Origin of the sequence: Ekhidna sp. (genome assembly GCF_039940915.1) — a bacterium.
GTDB lineage: Bacteria > Bacteroidota > Bacteroidia > Cytophagales > Cyclobacteriaceae > Ekhidna.
Map to the genome: position 1 here is coordinate 302,402 of NZ_JBDVFO010000003.1, position 17,545 is coordinate 319,946.

Annotated in this window: 12 protein-coding genes; 7 read left to right on the forward strand and 5 right to left on the reverse strand. The window is 42.5% G+C overall.

Annotation, left to right across the window (positions count from 1 at the left end; all coding sequences use genetic code 11):
- Nucleotides 1-20 precede the first annotated feature (20 nt).
- Nucleotides 21-1,694, forward strand: a complete 1,674-nt coding sequence (locus ABJF57_RS16305) for a 1-acyl-sn-glycerol-3-phosphate acyltransferase (protein ID WP_462232397.1) — start codon at nucleotides 21-23, stop codon at nucleotides 1,692-1,694.
- Nucleotides 1,672-2,748: an NAD(P)H-dependent glycerol-3-phosphate dehydrogenase gene (locus tag ABJF57_RS16310; RefSeq protein ID WP_462232398.1), complete on the forward strand. Its 1,077-nt coding sequence runs from the start codon at nucleotides 1,672-1,674 to the stop codon at nucleotides 2,746-2,748. The genes ABJF57_RS16305 and ABJF57_RS16310 overlap by 23 nt, the downstream gene beginning before the upstream one ends.
- On the opposite strand, the gene ABJF57_RS16315 is transcribed toward ABJF57_RS16310, so the two are convergent.
- From ABJF57_RS16315 to ABJF57_RS16325, 3 genes are read right to left on the reverse strand one after another with little or no spacing between them, the layout of a single operon-like run.
- The gene (locus ABJF57_RS16315; RefSeq protein ID WP_462232399.1) at nucleotides 2,745-3,977 is read right to left on the reverse strand and encodes a M48 family metallopeptidase; all 1,233 of its coding nucleotides are present in this window, start codon (nucleotides 3,975-3,977) and stop codon (nucleotides 2,745-2,747) included. The genes ABJF57_RS16310 and ABJF57_RS16315 overlap by 4 nt on opposite strands.
- A 15-nt stretch (nucleotides 3,978-3,992) precedes the next feature.
- Nucleotides 3,993-4,964 (reverse strand): gliding motility protein GldB-related protein, encoded by a 972-nt coding sequence (locus ABJF57_RS16320; RefSeq protein ID WP_462232400.1) that lies wholly within the window; start codon nucleotides 4,962-4,964, stop codon nucleotides 3,993-3,995.
- A gap of 1 nt (nucleotide 4,965) precedes the next feature.
- The gene (locus tag ABJF57_RS16325; protein ID WP_462232401.1) at nucleotides 4,966-5,994 is read right to left on the reverse strand and encodes a PorP/SprF family type IX secretion system membrane protein; all 1,029 of its coding nucleotides are present in this window, start codon (nucleotides 5,992-5,994) and stop codon (nucleotides 4,966-4,968) included.
- Between the two features lie 225 nt (nucleotides 5,995-6,219).
- Between ABJF57_RS16325 and ABJF57_RS16330 the strand changes: the two genes are divergently transcribed.
- The 4 genes from ABJF57_RS16330 to ABJF57_RS16345 are packed head-to-tail and all read left to right on the forward strand — an operon-like array spanning nucleotide 6,220 to nucleotide 15,165.
- Nucleotides 6,220-11,406, forward strand: coding sequence for a PKD domain-containing protein (locus ABJF57_RS16330; protein ID WP_462232402.1), 5,187 nt, complete (start codon nucleotides 6,220-6,222; stop codon nucleotides 11,404-11,406).
- Nucleotides 11,407-11,997: a hypothetical protein gene (locus ABJF57_RS16335; protein WP_462232403.1), complete on the forward strand. Its 591-nt coding sequence runs from the start codon at nucleotides 11,407-11,409 to the stop codon at nucleotides 11,995-11,997.
- Nucleotides 11,998-12,002: 5 nt separating this feature from the next.
- The gene (locus ABJF57_RS16340; protein WP_462232404.1) at nucleotides 12,003-12,353 is read left to right on the forward strand and encodes a SpaA isopeptide-forming pilin-related protein; all 351 of its coding nucleotides are present in this window, start codon (nucleotides 12,003-12,005) and stop codon (nucleotides 12,351-12,353) included.
- A gap of 1 nt (nucleotide 12,354) precedes the next feature.
- A complete protein-coding gene (locus tag ABJF57_RS16345; protein WP_462232405.1) occupies nucleotides 12,355-15,165 on the forward strand; it encodes a FlgD immunoglobulin-like domain containing protein in 2,811 nt (936 codons plus the stop codon).
- 1 nt (nucleotide 15,166) lies between these two features.
- On the opposite strand, the gene ABJF57_RS16350 is transcribed toward ABJF57_RS16345, so the two are convergent.
- On the reverse strand, nucleotides 15,167-15,325 hold the full coding sequence (locus tag ABJF57_RS16350) for a hypothetical protein (protein WP_462232406.1): 159 nt from the start codon (nucleotides 15,323-15,325) through the stop codon (nucleotides 15,167-15,169).
- An 87-nt stretch (nucleotides 15,326-15,412) separates the two neighbouring features.
- Between ABJF57_RS16350 and ABJF57_RS16355 the strand changes: the two genes are divergently transcribed.
- A complete protein-coding gene (locus ABJF57_RS16355; protein WP_462232407.1) occupies nucleotides 15,413-16,363 on the forward strand; it encodes an L-threonylcarbamoyladenylate synthase in 951 nt (316 codons plus the stop codon).
- Here the strand turns inward: ABJF57_RS16355 and ABJF57_RS16360 are convergent.
- A complete protein-coding gene (locus ABJF57_RS16360; protein ID WP_462232408.1) occupies nucleotides 16,360-17,520 on the reverse strand; it encodes an erythromycin esterase family protein in 1,161 nt (386 codons plus the stop codon). The genes ABJF57_RS16355 and ABJF57_RS16360 overlap by 4 nt on opposite strands.
- Nucleotides 17,521-17,545 lie beyond the last annotated feature (25 nt).

Here is a 17,545-nt window from a genome sequence, read left to right on the forward strand (position 1 = left end):
CCAATTTCTAAAACAGGTAAATGCGCAGAAAGAAAGTCAGGTATTCAGAAATTATCCCTAACAAGAGTGAATGGCCGATTGTTAAGTTGTCCAAATTCCGAAGGGAGTTCATTGATGAAGTAACCCGTGAGACGTACGATCACCTCGTAGATTCTAAGAATGGTTCTTTGAGAGAAGAGATTGAAATGACCATTCATAGAGAGAAACTCAGGATGAAAGCAAATCCCTGGCGAGTAGATCCTCCGGACGAAAAGGTGTATTGGAAAAATATTCAAGCACGGTTACTGGATATCAACCCTGACGAAAAAGAAAAAGCAGCTACTTTAGAAAAGGAATTGCTTCTGGAAATCATCAACCGCTATACACAGGAAATTGCAGGAAATTTTAAAAAATCTGCCTATCGCTTTGCTCAAAGTTTCATCACCTTCGGTTTTGCACGTCTCTTAAATGCCGCAAGAGTAAAAGGCCTCCTGTCCCTATTTAGCCGTCAGTTAGATCTGGATGATAAATTGCATGTGATCGGAGAAACGGAGCACATCCGCACGTTGGCAAAGAAAGGTACGGTAGTGATGGTTCCTACCCATTTCAGTAACCTTGATTCAATACTTATTGGGTGGGCAATTCAGCACCTTGGGTTGCCACCATTTATCTATGGAGCTGGCCTGAATCTATTCAATATTAAGATGCTAGCGTATTTCATGAATAGCCTGGGAGCCTATAAAGTAGACAGAAGGAAAAAGAATCCGATTTACCTGGAAACCCTTAAAACTTACTCCCGTAACGCCATCAAAAAAGGATGTCATTCCCTATTCTTTCCAGGAGGGACGCGTTCCAGGTCTGGAGAATTGGAAACAAACCTGAGAATGGGGCTTTTAGGGACCGCAATAGAAGCTCAACGAGAGCTATACCTGAACTCGCCAGAAGAGGAAGAAGTAAAGAAGGTTTTTGTTGTTCCTGTGGTCATCAATTATCATTTCACCCTTGAGGCCCCCTCGTTAATCAGAGATTACCTGAAGCGAACGGGCAGGGAGAGATACTACGTGGAAGCGGATGAGTTTTCAACATCGTATAAGTTGGGTACATTCATGTTCAAGTTTTTCACCAAAGGCTCTGATATATCAGTAAACATTGGACGAGGTACGGATATACTGGGCAATTATGTGGATAATGATGGAAATAGTTCGGATAAGAACGGTAACCCAATAAATGTCAGAGATTACTTTCTGCGAGATAAAAAAATCACTTTCGATGCTCAGCGGGAAAAAGAGTATGTTCGCGTACTTTCAAAACGAATTGTGGAGGAGTATCACAAGTACAATCGTGTATTTGCCAGTCATCTGGTGGCATTTACCGCCTTCAAGATGTTGGAACAAAAAAATCCCAAACTTGATCTGTATAATGTGCTTAGACTTCCAGATGAAGACCTGATTCTTGACTATGAGGAGTTCAAGGAGAACTTTAAAAAACTAAGAGACAGACTGGATAAAATCCATAAAAAAGGAGAGGTGGACATGGCTGATCATATGAAGGAGCGAGCTACCAATGCCATTGAGCATGGGTTACAAAACGTTGGTTTATACCATGATCAGCGTCCGCTGATCAAGAAAGGAGATAAAATCATTGTTCAGGACACCAATACACTATTTTATTATCACAACCGAATGAATGGCTATGGACTCGAAAAGTACATCTGATGAGGTTGTAGGTGTGATTGGTGCCGGAAGTTTCGGCACGGCAATCGCCAATATCCTGGCGGAGAATAATGCGAAGGTCATCTTGTATATTCGTGATCCTGCAAAAACTAAGAAGATTGCTAAAGAACGCATTAGCTCTGGCCAAAAACTTCATGAAAACATAGAGGTTACGAATGTTTTAGAGGAAGTGCCTCAACAATGCGAAGTGATCTTTCCGATGGTTCCTTCCGCCAATTTTCGTGACATGATCATCAAGCTTGCATCACATTTGCGACCCTATCACGTACTCATCCATGGGACAAAGGGATTCGATCTTTTTGTGCCGAAAAAACAAAAAATCAATGCTAACAATCCGCTCACACGTGAGCACGTAAAGACCATTTCAGAAGTAATAAAAGAAGAGACGTCTGTCCTGAGGGTCGGCTGCCTGGCGGGACCAAATTTAGCTCGGGAGCTTGATCAACGAAAGCCTGCAGCAACGGTAGTGGCTTCTCATTTTGATGAGGTTGTGAAAATTGGACAAAAGTTATTGAAGAATGACCGATTCATGATTTACGGAAGCCGCGACCTGATTGGTATTGAACTTTGCGGGGTTTTGAAAAACATCATAGCCGTAGGAGCAGGAACGATCGCCGGAATGGATCTCGGCGAAAATGCTAAATCACTTTTTATCAGCCGAGGGTTGGTGGAAATGGTCTACATCGGTAAAGCGCTCGGAGGAAATGCACAAGCTTTCCTGGGGTTGGCCGGAGTAGGAGATTTGATAGCTACATGTACGTCTAATCTCAGTCGAAACTTTACGGTGGGATTCCGATTAGCTAAAGGAGAGACACTTGATGAAATCATTGATTCGATGGATGAGGTGGCAGAAGGAGTGAAGACCATTAATATCGTGAAGCAACTAGCGGACTCGTATAAGGTAAGATGCCCGATTACAGAAACACTTCACCGCATCATTCATAACAAAATGACCATCCAGGAAGCACATGGTTACTTAATGAACTTTCCTTTCAGAGCAGAGATTGACTTTATTGATACAGTAGAAGAAGATTAAGCCTCTAAAGCATTCACACGCTCCTTCAGCGGCGGATGCGAATAGTGAACAAACACATAAGCCGGATGGGGAGTGAGGTTAGATAGATGATCAGAACTCATCTTTTTTAGCCCAGTAATCAAAGGTGTAGCATCATATGTTTCCTTTGCGTACGCGTCCGCTTCATATTCATTCTTTCTGGAAATTACATTGCCGATAATTCCTAAAATGGTTGAGATGGGTGAATAAAGAATACCAAAAGCCAATAAGTTTAAGTGAAGTGCAGAGGTCTGACCGCCCATCGCCCAACTCACCTCAGCATTGTAGGCCATTCTTGAAAAAAGAAACAACATGAACCCCATCAATCCGATGCTAAACAGGGTTGAAAATAAAATATGTTTCTTTTTGTAATGACCAACCTCATGGGCAAAAACAGCTGTCAGTTCTTGTGTGGAGTGTTTTTCCACCAACGTATCAAAAAGTACTACTTTTTTCTTTTTGCCAAGCCCACTGAAAAAAGCGTTGCCCTTGCTACTCCGCTTGGACCCGTCCATGATGAAGATGTTTTTAAGGGGGAAACTCACCTTGTCACAATACGCCTGAATGGAAGATTTTAACTCCCCTTCTTCCATGGGTTTAAGCTTGTTGAATAGTGGAAGGATTAGTGACGTGTAAAAAAGATTGGCGAAGAGCACAAATGCAGCCATCACAGCCCAGAAATAATACCAGAAATCACTTCCAATAACGTTCACTAAGTAGATTAAGACGGCAAGCAATAACCCACCAAAGATTATCGTAAGAAGGTATCCTTTGATTTTATCCAGGATAAATGTTTTAGCTATCATCTTATTAAATCCATATTTTGCCTCTATGACGAAATTGCGATAGATAGAAAAAGGAATATTGATGATGTCCGAAACCACATATAAAATTCCGAAGAAAATAAGTGGTGAAATCAGACTTGCTGGAGAAAATGTTCTAATCCATTGATCCAGCATGCCGAACCAACCATTGTAGATAGCTAGAATAAGCAAGACAAAGCTGAACGTAGCAGAGAAGGTGGCAAACCTGGATACCTCTTCGTTGTAGGCTTGTGACTGGCCATATTTTTTCTGATCGTAAATTCCATCCAGTTCCTTTGGAATGGGCTCTTTAGCGCTTCTTCTGTTGAGAAAGCTGAGTATTCTTTCGAGCGTAAAGTCGAATGTGATGATCACCAGAAGGATGGTGAATATGATTTCTTCAGTCATCTGACAAAAGTATCCCTAATTGAACTTATCTGAGTAACCACTTGCTTCAAAAACTTCTCGATAGCTGGTAGTTAACATTGCCTGAATGGCTTCCTCTTGTGTCTGATAATTGGCGCTAAAGGATTCATAGATTTTGTATCCCATATAATATCCCATATCTGCCGGATGACCATTTGCGGTAGTCTTGGCAGTATAAAGCCATTCGGTTTGTGACGTACTAAGGTCCATTTCATTTTCAAATTCCATCCACAATTCTTCCTCTTTTGGATCACCGTAAGTGTGCAAGTGTTCGTTCATGAATGGTTCACCTTTCAATAAATAATGCGAAAGGAAATCGGCCATCCCTTCAGCGAGAGATGCCTCCAAAACGGTACCATCATGACGCAGATTGAATTGCTGGATATGAATGAATTCATGAACAACGATTGATGGTAGATACTGTTTGTTTCGGATGACACTTTGATGCCACTCACTGAGATTTGAAATATCGATAGTCTCATCTCTTGAAAACATCTCCACAGCGATAAGCAGTCCATTTTGAGAAATTCTCCCCCCTGCAGTGGCTGCTCCCATGATGAAATAGGTGTTCAAAATCAGAACATCGTCATGGATTTCTTTCAGCTGATCAAATGCCACTTCCGATTTAGTAATAGCATCACTTAAATCAAGCGTACTACTTCGTATTGCATCATAGTAATCAATGTAATGTTGACTTGAAAGTGTACTGTTTAATGCTGGAGCAAGATTTTTTTGAGTCGCATAGTCCTTGAGCCCGATGGTCCCTTTGCTCACGTATTCGTTTTGGAAATTACTACTTGAGAAGTTTTGTGTGTCATACACTTCCCAAAACAGGTCAATGTCAGAAAAAATAAATGAAGGCTCGCTTGGCGGTGGTACAGTCGAATTATCACTACTGCAACTTGAAAACAAGGTGATAACGCCCATCAGAAGAAGTGATGGCTTGCTTATGCGATGGACTATCTTCATTTTAGAAAATAAATGGAATAGGACATTTTAAACGTCTAACATCAGCAGCAGGTTTTAGTGGGTCACCCAGGCTAAATGAGTAAGCGATGCTGATCTCATGTGCGCCGCCAGTACCAATGCCAAGGTCTGAGAGCGTGTAGTCAAAACTATATCCGAAAGTTGTTCTGTTAGATTGAAGCCCAAGCATGAAGATAATGGACTCATTGTTCACAATCCCATCGGTATTCTTGATGGGCAAACCTCGATACCATAACCCAACAAGTATTGGGTCAAGAGTGAAATAAGCTCCTAAGTCAAGTTGATCGAAATCTCCTTGTGTACGATAATTGAAGCTTGGTGTAATACTTCTTTCACCTAAATCAGTTCGGGTGGTACCTGGATTCAATGGTATACGATAGCCCCCGTGGATGGAGAATCTGCGTGGGAGGGGCGCATCTCCACCAGCGATGCTTTGATTGGGTTCCAGTACATGATGCAACGCTGCCCCTATCCAGATAGAAGGGTTGTACAATACACCGCCAAAGGCGAGATCAAAAAACCGCGTATTCAACCCTGTATTAAATACTTCATTGGTTGGATTACCAGTATTACCCGTACTGCTGAGCTGATCTCCAAAGATTAGCTTGTCGAAGTTCAAATCTTGAAATGTATACGCTGCTTCCACACCCGGTCTAAATGTCCAATTGTAATTCAATTGCAACTGGTAGGCATACTGTAGTCCGATGGTGCTGGATTTTAAACCTGCTACACCAGCCTTATCCGTTGTAAATATGATGCCCGCGCTACTGTAATAATCTTCAAAATGATAATCTACGTATCCGGAGAAAGTTTCGAAGTTGGCATCCAAATTAGGCCACTGTGTTCGATAATTAATACCCATTCTCCCTTTCTGGTTTATGCCTACCAATCCCGGGTTTAGGTACAATGGTGCAGCATAGTATTGCGAAAACTGAGGGTCTTGCGCTTGCAAAGTGTTTTCCTGACTAAGGACACCAATGAAAACAATGAAGAATAAAGCCTTCCTGATCATGCAAATGTTTTATTCGAAATCGATGAGCAAATTATACAATTAATACAAATGAATTTAAGTTTTGTTGACTTACACAAGTAATGTAACGACGATAATAACGTTGAAATTTTAAGATCATTTAATAAGAGTTCAAAATATGACGCATCTGGATGCAAGACTTGAGACATTGTTAATGATTAAGCTTCGAATTATGTGGGTTAACCGTATTTTTACAAAGTGTTGTGTATGAACAAGGACATTTCTATGAATCGTATCCCTTATGAGTCTGCCATTCGCAGATTATTTTTTTCTGTCCTGTTTTTTTTGATTGCCACTTCTCTTTGGTCTCAAAATGTAACGGAGACACGGTGGTATTTTGGCAATTCTGCTGAAAACCTTGTATTTGATAGAAACGGGCGTGACGTGTACCTGCAGACAGATCAGGCAACACCCTTCGGATCAGCAGGTGCGGTGACCATAACCGACCAGTTCACAGGGAATCTGCTATTCTATACAGATGGAATTGATGTCTATGATGTTTCACACACCATCTTGCCAGGTGGCGCCGGATTATCCGGTGGAGTAAATGTCAATGTCCCGGTAGTGACTTGTCCTGTTACCGATAATCCTGGGCAGTATTACTTATTTACAAACCCGGGCTCTGGTGGCCCCAATGAAATTCAATACACGGTTGTAGATGCTTCCATTGAAGGTAATGGCACGACCCAATTTCCATATGGAGGTGTTTTTGGTGCTCTCAATAATGGAACAGGACTAACAAACCCTGCGGAAGGCATGTTGATCGTTCCATCCGGAGATGGTGAATTGTTTTGGCTGATCACTCAAAACAGAGTGAACTTCGAAATACAAGTCACTCAGATAGATGGAGGCGGAATAGGTGCCACCGTAAACTATGATTTTACCGATGGGTCTACACCAGGCTACGAAGCTGCACATTTTGCGTTCAATGCGGACTCAGCTCAACTTGCCATGGCTCCTCAGAGAAATAATCGAAACGTTTGGCTGATGAACTTTGATCAAGCCACAGGGGTATTGGCACTAGATACAACATTGACCGGATCTGGGTTTAGCGACGACCAAGGGGAGTCTATTTATGATTTGGAGTGGTCCGGTGATGGATCTAAACTTTACCTTTCAAGATTTGGTAGTAGTGGCACAACCGGACAATTGTATCAGATAGATTTTAACGACAGCACAAGAGCTGTAAATCCAATCTTACCCGCGCCGATCTTCCGAAGCTTCGGATTGAAAAGAGCTCCAGATGATAGGATTTATCATTTGTATCAATCCACCAATGGTTCAACCTTTAATCTCGGAAGAATCAATAGACCGGACAGTGTGGTTGATTCTGTTCAATATCAGTCTATCGTATTTCCAGATGATTTCAATGCTCGACAATTTCCTGAATTTACTCCTGGATACAACTTTACTTTCGATACGCTGAATTTTTATTGGATAGATAGCTGTGCTACTAATGTGACCAAATTTTTTCCTGTTGTAGAACCTGTTCCAAATAATTTGATTTGGGATTTTGGTGACGGTTCAGGGTCTAGTGCATGGATCCCAAATTACATGTATCAGGCGGATGGAGGCTACACCGTTAGTTTGACTGCTGAGGTAAATGGCATTCGGCAAACAATCAGCCAGCCAGTAGAAATACTGGTCAATGATCTCATGGTCGATTTAGGCAACGATACAACCATCTGTGTGGACGAGATTTTAACGCTGGACGCAGGCACAGGAGATGCCTTTGTTTGGAATACTGGACAACTCACACAAACCATAGATGTGGATACGGCAGGAACCTATTGGGTAGAAGTCACGAATTCGACGGGATGTACCGATTTTGATGATATAGAAGTCACAGAATACGGGGTAGTAAATCAATTGTCTAACCAATGGTATTTTGGAGAACAAGCTGGGATAGAGTTCACCAATGGACCAGTAGCCATATTGGACGAAAACAATCAAGATGCTCAGGAAGGATGCGCGACCATTTCAGATGTAAATGGTGAGCTACTTTTCTATACCAATGGATTCACGGTTTGGAATAAGGAGCACGATGTGATGATGAATGGCGATATCGTAGGAGGTGAAGTGCAATCAGCGCAAAATTCCTTAATCATGCCATTTGGAGATGATCAGACCATGTTTTATCTCTTCACAACAGAGCAAGTTTATGGTGATGATGAATATGCTCTGAGGTATTCAATCATAGATATGAAAGAAGATGAGGCCAAAGGAGCTGTGATAGTGAAGAACATTAAAATCATGGACAGTAGCACGGAAAGAATTACCGGCTCTGGCTTCACAGGAAATGATATAATCGTGGGTCATGAGTTTGGCAATAACACCTTCAGAGCATACCGTACAAGCCCCAATGGGTTAAGCGGAGCGATTTTCTCTCCTGCTGGCGAAGTGCACGATTTTATGCAAGAGCTAAGTGCGACAGGGTACATGAAGATATCACCTACCCTCAATCAGATTGCTGTAAACATTCCAGGGACAAATCAGGTAGAAATATTGGACTTTGATCAAGGCCGTGTAAGCAATCCTAGACTCATTGATACAGGAGAAAGTGATCTTTACGGAATGGAGTTTTCTGCTGGTGGATTACGGTTGTATTTAACCACTTCTTCAGGAGCCTCCAAGCTGATACAGTATGACTTAGATAGCCTTAATTCTGCGGATCCGGTTGCGGATATAACTGCGACTAAATTTGATGGATACCCTCAGGGAGCAAATTATGGGGCCTTACAAATGGGGCCAAATGGGACAATCTACATGGCGATAGATAACTCATCGACTATCGGTACCATTAGCGCACCTGACGGTAACGATGCAGGTGCAAGCTTTGATGCGGGAGGTTTTGACTTGAGTGGAAGAACAAGTAGGCTCGGCCTTCCAAATTTTGCTCAGAACCAAACTCCACCCAGTCAGGTGCCAAGTATGAACATCACCCTTGCGTGTGCTGGTCAAGCGACTACATTTTCAGCGGTGGGACGAGATCCAAACAACCAAATTGAAAATTACCTGTGGATTTTCGGAGACGGAACGTCAGCAGTGGTTCAGGACACGACACATGTTTATGACAATCCTGGTATTTATAACGTGCAATTGGTATTGAGCAATCGATGTGACGTGGATACCACATTCACACAGACAATAACAATTAACAATATACCAGAAAGCCCAACAGTGCCAACAGACACGGCGTTGTGTGATCAAGCAATTGTATTGACGGCCTGGCCTGTCGACAATCCTGATTTTTCCTATTACTGGAGTACGGGAGAAACTACTCGTGAGATCACTGTCAATCAGCCAGCAATTATAGAAGTAGCGATCATTAACAATATTACTGGATGTAACTCTGATACACTCCAAGTCCTTCTCGCGGATGCCAGACCTGCAGTGGATTTGGGACCCGATAGGACCCTTTGCCAAAATGACCCCACCATAACACTGGATGCGCAAGTGGCTAGAGGAACTTACGTGTGGGCAATAGACGGGGTTGTTTCGGGGTCCAATCGAACGTTTGATATTGATACAACAACCGCAGGTGTCTTTGAGTATACAGTTGCCGTTACAAACTCTTTTGGCTGCATTGGAAGAGACACGGTCCAGGTGACTATTCTGCAAGAACCTGACATCACAGTCACGCCCAATCCTACCTCTGGATGTGGGAATAACGATGGATCGATAGGTATTACTTTTAACACCACAGGAAGCTATTCTTATCAGATATCTGGACCCAGTTCAGCCGGACCATTCAATTTTGATGGACCAGGAGCTGTCACCATTCCAGCAGGGGTACCTCCTGCAATAGGTGATTTACCCCCAGGTAACTACAGCCTATCTGTAACAAACCTTGTAACCGGATGTACCTATTTGGAAGTGGTACCGGTAGAAGACCCAGGAACATTTAATTTAAACGTGACAAATACTGGAGGGAATTGCGATGGTACAGTAGAACTAACCATTACAGGAACAACTCCTAATCTACCAGCTAATTATGCTTATCAAGTACAGGATGAAAACGGAGTTGTTGTCTCAAGCAGCTTAAACGAAACGGTTGATCCTTTGGTGATTTCCAACTTGGATCCGGGAACATTTACCGTGCAAGTGACTGATAACAATGCTCCTGGGTGTGTTGAGACCGAACAGATCATTGTAGCCGCAGATCCCGAGCCTAACTTCACTTTTGATGCGATACAAGAAATATGCGGAACTCAAGGAACGGTATTAGTTACTGACGGAACAGCTGGTGCAGCTCTATATACCTGGACAGGGCCAGGTATTGTTGGAAGTAATTTAGGAGCATCCATAACTGTAGATCAAGCAGGAACATACACTGTCACTGCCAATCAAGGTGTTGGTTTCTGCCCGCGTTCTGAAGATATTCAAGTGAATTTCAATGTTAATCCAACCGTAGATGTAGTGGTAAATGGAGATCCATGTGAAGGAATGGTTACACTGGTGGCGAATGTCACAGGGGGCAGTGGTACCTACATTTTCAATTGGAACGATGGAGGAGGCGCGATGCAACGAACCGTCTCTACGACAGGTACATACAATGTGACGGTGACCGATCAATTGACAGGATGTGAGGTCACTTCAGGAGATACAAACGTAGAAATCCAGCCAGAATTTACTGTGGCGATGACATTAGAGCCGGATTGTGATAGAGGAAGAGTATTGGCCATTGCCACTCCAAATTATTTCAATCCATCGGTGACCTATCAATGGACTGATAATAATGGTACTGTTTTGCCCACTACAGATTCGATATTGGCGGTAACCGCCTCAGGAAGGTACACAGTGGTTGCAACAAATGAGTCAGGTTTATGTATGGCCACAGATGCATTGGATATTGCCGTGGTTCCAATCAACCCGGAAGATTTACTCTTACCAGTTAGGGCCGCTTTTTGTTCAGGTGATCCTGTAGACCCTACGGTAGATCTCGATCCAGGTATCTTTAATACCTACGAATGGCGACTGCTGCCAGATGACGCGATTATATCAACGAACCAAGTGTTGAATGTATCCACCGCAGGCACATATGAAGTTACCCTCTATAATGGGTTTACCTGTACCAGAGATCGTGTGGAGGTGGTAGAAGACTGCAGGCCTACAATTGTTGCCCCCAATGCGTTCTCTCCCAATGGAAATGGCGTTAACGATCAATTTTTTGTCTATCCAAATGACTTCATCGATTCATTCGAAATTCTGATTTATACTCGTTGGGGAGAGCTGGTTTTCACTTCAGACAATCAGGACTTCCAATGGGACGGTATATACAGAGGTCGTTTGCTTCCGCCTGGTACGTATGCCTATATCATGAAATTCTCAAGTTCTTTGGCACCTGATCTGGGAACTATTGAACAATATGGAGCTGTTACGCTTATACGATAGATGAGCTATTTTGATTACATATACAGCAAACTCTTTGGCAAACCGGGGACTACTTCAACCAAGGTGCTAGTCAACGAAATTATCAAGAGAAGTCAGTCTTTTCTCGATCGGTTTCAAGCCTGGAAAAAATCTGACCTTTGTTCGGATTTTCTCAATGACCTATGGCAATCTTACTTTTGGAGGAAAAGGGGAGTGGATAAGGATCCTCAGATCTCATTGCTGGAGTCAACTTATAGCAATGGCTTTGCAATAAGCTATGAAACAAAGTATGGAAAAATGAATTTCCGATACCTATTTGACCTTTTGGCAGATCAGGTGAAGTTATTGGACTATCGATTGGTTATGAGTAGACATACCATGCAAGAAAAAGGGGATGTAGTAGAGGTAAAAGAGATGCACTATCTGAAACCCAAGCGTGGAATTGTAGAGCCCATTGATCAAAAGTACGGTAATGTTCAAATTGAATACATTGAAGAGAATGACCAACCAACACGCATCAAACTAATTGCAAATTCGTATCCTGATAGGAAGTACAAGCAGGCAGAAGATTTTGAAAATTTAGCAGAATATATTTTTTCACTTAAGGAATAAACATAATGAGAGTAGTAGCATTATTAGCAGCAATTCTATTTACAGCATCCATAAATACGGCAGAAGCACAATTGCTGCCAACCAAACTTCGAATCACAGTCATAGATGATCTAGGCAATTTCGTAGAGGGGGCCACGGTATCTATTTATGAATCAGAAAAAGATTACCTAGCAAGTGAAAATGCCGTTTCTACCTTGACCAGTGATAAAAAAGGACGTGTAACTTTCAAGGAAGTAAAGCCAATGGCTTATTATGTAGAAGCCAAATTTGAGGACAAAAACAACAATGCGGCAGGCGTGAAAACGGGCGAATTGTCAGAAGGAAAGTTGAATAAAGTAAATACGGTCATCGAATAGGTTGAAAAAGCTTCTTTTCGCACTTTTTATCTCCATATTGGTGGGCGGATTGCTCACTGATTACGCTCCAGCATACAATTTTGCTATCAAAAATGCGCCATCGGAAATTGTGGGCAGAGAAGATTTGATGGGAAGGAATGAGTATTTGCAGCTGCTTACCCAGGATCCAGCTACAGGACAAGTACCACCGAATATCAAAAGAGCAGAACTTCAATTCGATCGACGACTAAGCTTGGAAACCCTGAAGTTTAGAGCGCAACAAACCCTTGAAGCTGAATCTGCTGGACCTGCGAATGTGGGTGGAAGGACTCGCGCAGTGGCTTTTGATGTGCGCGATGAAAATATAATGATAGCAGGAGGTGTTTCAGGCGGAGTTTGGAAAAGTATAGATGGAGGGAACACATGGACTCGAAAGTCAAATCCTGAAAATAGAAATGGCGTAACCTGCATTGTACAGGATACGCGTCCTGGAAGAGAAGATACATGGTATCACGGTACGGGAGAAATTGTTGGAAACAGCGCCAGAGGTGGGGGTGCTCCTTTTCGGGGTAACGGAATTTATAAATCTACAGATAATGGTGAGACTTGGAACCCATTACCGTCAACACAGGATGCTGATCCACAGGTGTTCAATAGTCAGTTTCAATACGTGTGGGATATCGAGGTTAACCCCGGCAATCTTGTTGAGGACGAAGTGCTGGCTGCTACATATGGCGGGATATTGCGCTCGGCTGATGGTGGAACCACATGGGAAGTTGAAGTTGGGCAGATGCTGTTCAATCTAGATGAATCAGTCAACCTAAATCAATCCGGTGCTTCTTTTTATACAGCTCTCGAGCGGTCGAAGGATAATGTTTTCTATGCTACGCTTTCTACCGAAACTGGTTCGAGCGCAGTTTCTCCGCATGCAGGAATATACTATTCTTTGGATGGAAAAGAGTGGGTAAACATTACGCCAAGTGGTCCCGAATGGCTGACCATTACGGGGTTACCAGCATTTCCCAGGTATAGAAGAACGGTAATTGGCGTTAGCCCATCGAATCCCGATCTAGCCTATTTCATGGTCGATTCCAATCCCATTTTTATTTTGGAGCATAGACTATCTCAAGAGAATAGCCCAGATAGAATCAATGGATTTGAGCCCTCATCACGGATTATTCCACAATTTGGTGGAGCGCTTGGCAATTTAGATACACAAGGATCATACAACATGATGATTCGTGTACACCCAGAGGATGAAAATACGGTTTTTGTAGGTGGGACGAATATATACCGGTCAACAGACGGATTCAGGACTGCAGAAAATATTGATTGGGTTGGTGGGTACAACCCTGAAGGTGGCGTTGGAGTCTATCCCAATCATCATCCCGACCAGCATGAACTGCTTTTTCTTCCAAGCAATCCTGATGTAGCCATATCCGCAAGTGATGGAGGGCTGATCAGAAGCGATGATATAAGAGCAGATTCAGTGATATGGAGTGGATTGAATGACGGTTTTATTACCTCCCAGTTTTTTACGATAGCACAATCAAAGACTCCAGGAGATGAAACGATTATTGGAGGTATGCAGGACAATGGAACTGATATGTCTATCGAAGGAAATACCTCCTGGAGTGCAGTGATAGGAGGAGATGGCGCATACGCGGCTACCACGCAAAACAATACGCTGTGGTATGCTTCTTTTCAAAATGGCCAGACTTTGAGGCTAACACTGAATGATGATTACAACATCACTTCATTTGCTCGGGTAGACCCCGGAGGACTGGTGTCTGAATCAGCATCACGCTATCTTTTTGTCAATCCTTTTGTGTTGGATCCCAAAAATGAAAATCGGATGTTTTGCGCAGGAGGAAATCACCTCTACTATCACCCCAATGTGTCGCAAATCCCAGGTGGCTCTCAAACCCCCACAACCATCGGTTGGATAAGGGTAAATGAAGATCCAATAGAAGGAGGATTAGTTAGTGCTATCGAGGCATCTTTTGAGGGAGAAAAAATTTATTATGGAACGAGTGGCGGTCAAGTGTTTAGGCTTGATAATGCCACTAGTCAACCGATGTTTTCTTTAACCGAAATTACGTCAGAGCTATTCCCTGAAAAGGGATACGTCACTAGCATATCTGTGAATCCGGACAATGATCAACACGTAATTGTAGCGTTTTCGAATTACAGTGTCCCATCACTTTTCGAAAGTATGAACGGTGGAAGCTCTTTTATTGACATCTCAGGCAATCTTGAAGAGAACCCCGATGGCACAGGTAATGGTCCGAGTGTTCGTTGGGTTGAGATCATCCCCAAATTATCAGGAAATCTCCTATTGGTAGGCACAAGTGTTGGGCTCTATTCAACAGAGGATGCCTCGGCAACTACCACATGGGTGAAAGAATCACCCACAACCATTGGAAGCTCCGTTATCACAATGATGGATTATCGACCCAATGATGGACGACTTGCAATCGCAACTCATGGCAATGGTGTATATACCACGAACATATCTGGTTTTAAGCCAATGTCCCTTGAGAAAACAGTGGAAGAATTATTTTCAGTCAATGCAACTTATCCGAATCCATTTTTTGATAACACGTATTTAGAGTACTCCATTCCGGTAGATGGAGAGGTTAGGATAGATATCCTGTATCCCAATGGCGTCCTAATCAATACGATATTATGGGGTCCGCAATTTGCTGGCACCAACACAGTCGCCTGGGATGGAAAAAATACGTCAGGAACTTCTTTGGCAAATGGAATGTATTTCTACCGTATTCAATACGGCGGACAAAAAATAGCTGGCCGAATAGTCCTTCGGCGATAGGCTAACTGCGAATACTCAATACCAACAAGAAGTAGGCAATCACCATCACCCAAAAGTGATAGTTTACAATGTTTGGAATAATACCCAAGTCCATCAGAATGACCAAGATTGCCAAAACTATTGACGCTATTCGGAGGGTGTTTCGTGTACTTTTTGTCATAAAAAAGGTTTTAGACGAAAATAAGTATTTAACGGTCACATGACAAATTCAAAAGGTTCTTCATCTTTGCAATTCAATTGATTGTAAGTGTCAGAGATTGGAACGGATATAACCAAAGCAGGAAAACTCCTACAGCATGGAGAGTTGGTAGCTATACCAACAGAAACCGTCTATGGATTGGCAGGAAATGCCATGAATGAGTCCGCTATTTTGAAAATCTATACTGCTAAAAATCGACCTAAATTCGATCCTCTCATCGCGCATGTAGATTCGTTTGATAAAGTAAAAAAACTGGTGGAAACTATTCCCAGGCAAGCACTTCTATTAGCTGAAAAATTATGGCCTGGCCCTTTGACAATTTTACTTGAAAAGAAGAAATCCGTTCCAGACCTTTTGACTTCAGGATTAAAAAGAATGGCCGTTAGGATACCAAATCATCCACTAACGTTGGAACTGTTGTCTCAACTTGATTTTCCTCTGGCAGCTCCAAGCGCCAATCCTTTTGGATATGTTTCTCCTACTTCTGCGCAACACGTTCAAAATCAACTGGGTGAAAGAGTGCCCTACATCCTCGATGGAGGCGCATGTAGTGTTGGATTAGAATCTACCATCATTGGGTTCGAAGAGGATGAAGTGGTTGTGTATAGACTGGGTGGAACAAGGGTGGAAGCTATTGAAGAAGTCGTGGGTAAGGTGCGCCTTAAAGTCAATGTGAGTTCGAATCCTGCTGCTCCCGGAATGTTAAAATCCCACTACTCACCAGGTAGAAAGGTGCTTTTGGGAGATATTGACGAAAACCTGAAGAGATTTGACCCACAAACCACGGGCATTATATCCTTCAGCAAGCCATACGATGTGCCTGCGCAAAATATGGCGATGCTTTCAGCTAGCGAAGACTTGAATGAAGCAGGAAGGAATATATTTTCAGCACTCCGAAAAATGGATCAGTCTCAGATTAAGGTAATTCTTGCGGAGTACCTTCCCAATGAAGGTCTGGGACGCGCAATCAACGACCGGCTTAGAAGAGCAGCTGTTTAATCGTTTCTTTTATAAACTTTTTCGTAGGGAGTTAATTCACCGCTACTATTAATGAACAAGGTGTAATCAAAGTCCTTACTTGACTTCAAAGCCGTATTCTCAATGCCATGCTTGATCAAGGTGGCTGGGTTAACCTTCAATTGATCTGGATAGTTGAAGTTGAGTTTTCTTAAATCACTCGAAACAATCACTTTATTTAAAAGAGCAGATATTTTGATAATTAATACTTGATCTTGAAGCGGTGAAAGTGGTAGCTTATCTAGCTTATAAATAGATGATCCTTTCGTGGCATGTCTCATGCCAATGATGCACAGAATACCTGCCGTTGGATACTCTTCTGCAAGAGATGTGAACTTATCATAAATCAGCCGATCTCTGAATTTATAGTTGTTGTTTGGGTTGGTATAGTCGAACGTGAGACCGTCATCCATTTCAAGTATCATTGTAGCAAATCGTACAAAATCATCTCCAAAAAAGTCCGTATACTCATCACTTTTTAGCTCCATTTCGTCAATGGTTTTAAGCACAAGATTCTCCACTACTTCACGATCATAGTAATACATGACAGACAATCCTTGATGAGATTCCCGGTGCGCTCTGGTGTCTTCAAATAACTGCTTAAAAGCACCAACAGTGCTTTCCAGTGAAGCGGGAATTTCTTTCTGCTTGATCAGTTCATTGATAACATAGATGGCAGATTCCATTTTGTATTCAATGTCGATACTCCTGACGAAGACACGCTCTTCTTCGGGGAGCGTTTGATTGAAAGCTCTCAAGTCTTCGAAAAACGCCCAGTTTTCTTGTCCCCAAAACATTGTGTTGCGTACAATATGCCTAAGAGATATTGTATCGCCTGATTGAAGAAATTTGTTGATCATATAGGCGGCACTTGCACCCTGTTCAATTGCTAAAATTCGAACGTTCCCTTCTTTATGGAGATGCTCAAGCACTTTCATACTTGCTCTAGGAACCGTGCGTATGTTATGCCAATGTTCGGCCAGTACAAAAACCCGATTGTTCGCAATGTCGATTAGGTCATACCCTTTGAAATCATTGTCCTTACCAATGCTAATGGGAGTAATGTCCGGAGAGGTTTGAGCGAGGGACCAACTCCAGGTGAATGAAATCAAAAAAAGGTAAAATATTTTTATCTTCATTTACTTCGACGAACGCATTTCAGTA

Coding starts and splice junctions, on each gene's coding strand:
- ABJF57_RS16305 (WP_462232397.1), top strand. CDS start 21: ATGCGCAGAAAGAAAGTCAGGTATTCAGAAATTATCCCTAACAAGAGT.
- ABJF57_RS16310 (WP_462232398.1), top strand. CDS start 1,672: ATGGACTCGAAAAGTACATCTGATGAGGTTGTAGGTGTGATTGGTGCC.
- ABJF57_RS16315 (WP_462232399.1), bottom strand. CDS start 3,977: ATGACTGAAGAAATCATATTCACCATCCTTCTGGTGATCATCACATTC.
- ABJF57_RS16320 (WP_462232400.1), bottom strand. CDS start 4,964: ATGAAGATAGTCCATCGCATAAGCAAGCCATCACTTCTTCTGATGGGC.
- ABJF57_RS16325 (WP_462232401.1), bottom strand. CDS start 5,994: ATGATCAGGAAGGCTTTATTCTTCATTGTTTTCATTGGTGTCCTTAGT.
- ABJF57_RS16330 (WP_462232402.1), top strand. CDS start 6,220: ATGAACAAGGACATTTCTATGAATCGTATCCCTTATGAGTCTGCCATT.
- ABJF57_RS16335 (WP_462232403.1), top strand. CDS start 11,407: ATGAGCTATTTTGATTACATATACAGCAAACTCTTTGGCAAACCGGGG.
- ABJF57_RS16340 (WP_462232404.1), top strand. CDS start 12,003: ATGAGAGTAGTAGCATTATTAGCAGCAATTCTATTTACAGCATCCATA.
- ABJF57_RS16350 (WP_462232406.1), bottom strand. CDS start 15,325: ATGACAAAAAGTACACGAAACACCCTCCGAATAGCGTCAATAGTTTTG.
- ABJF57_RS16360 (WP_462232408.1), bottom strand. CDS start 17,520: ATGAAGATAAAAATATTTTACCTTTTTTTGATTTCATTCACCTGGAGT.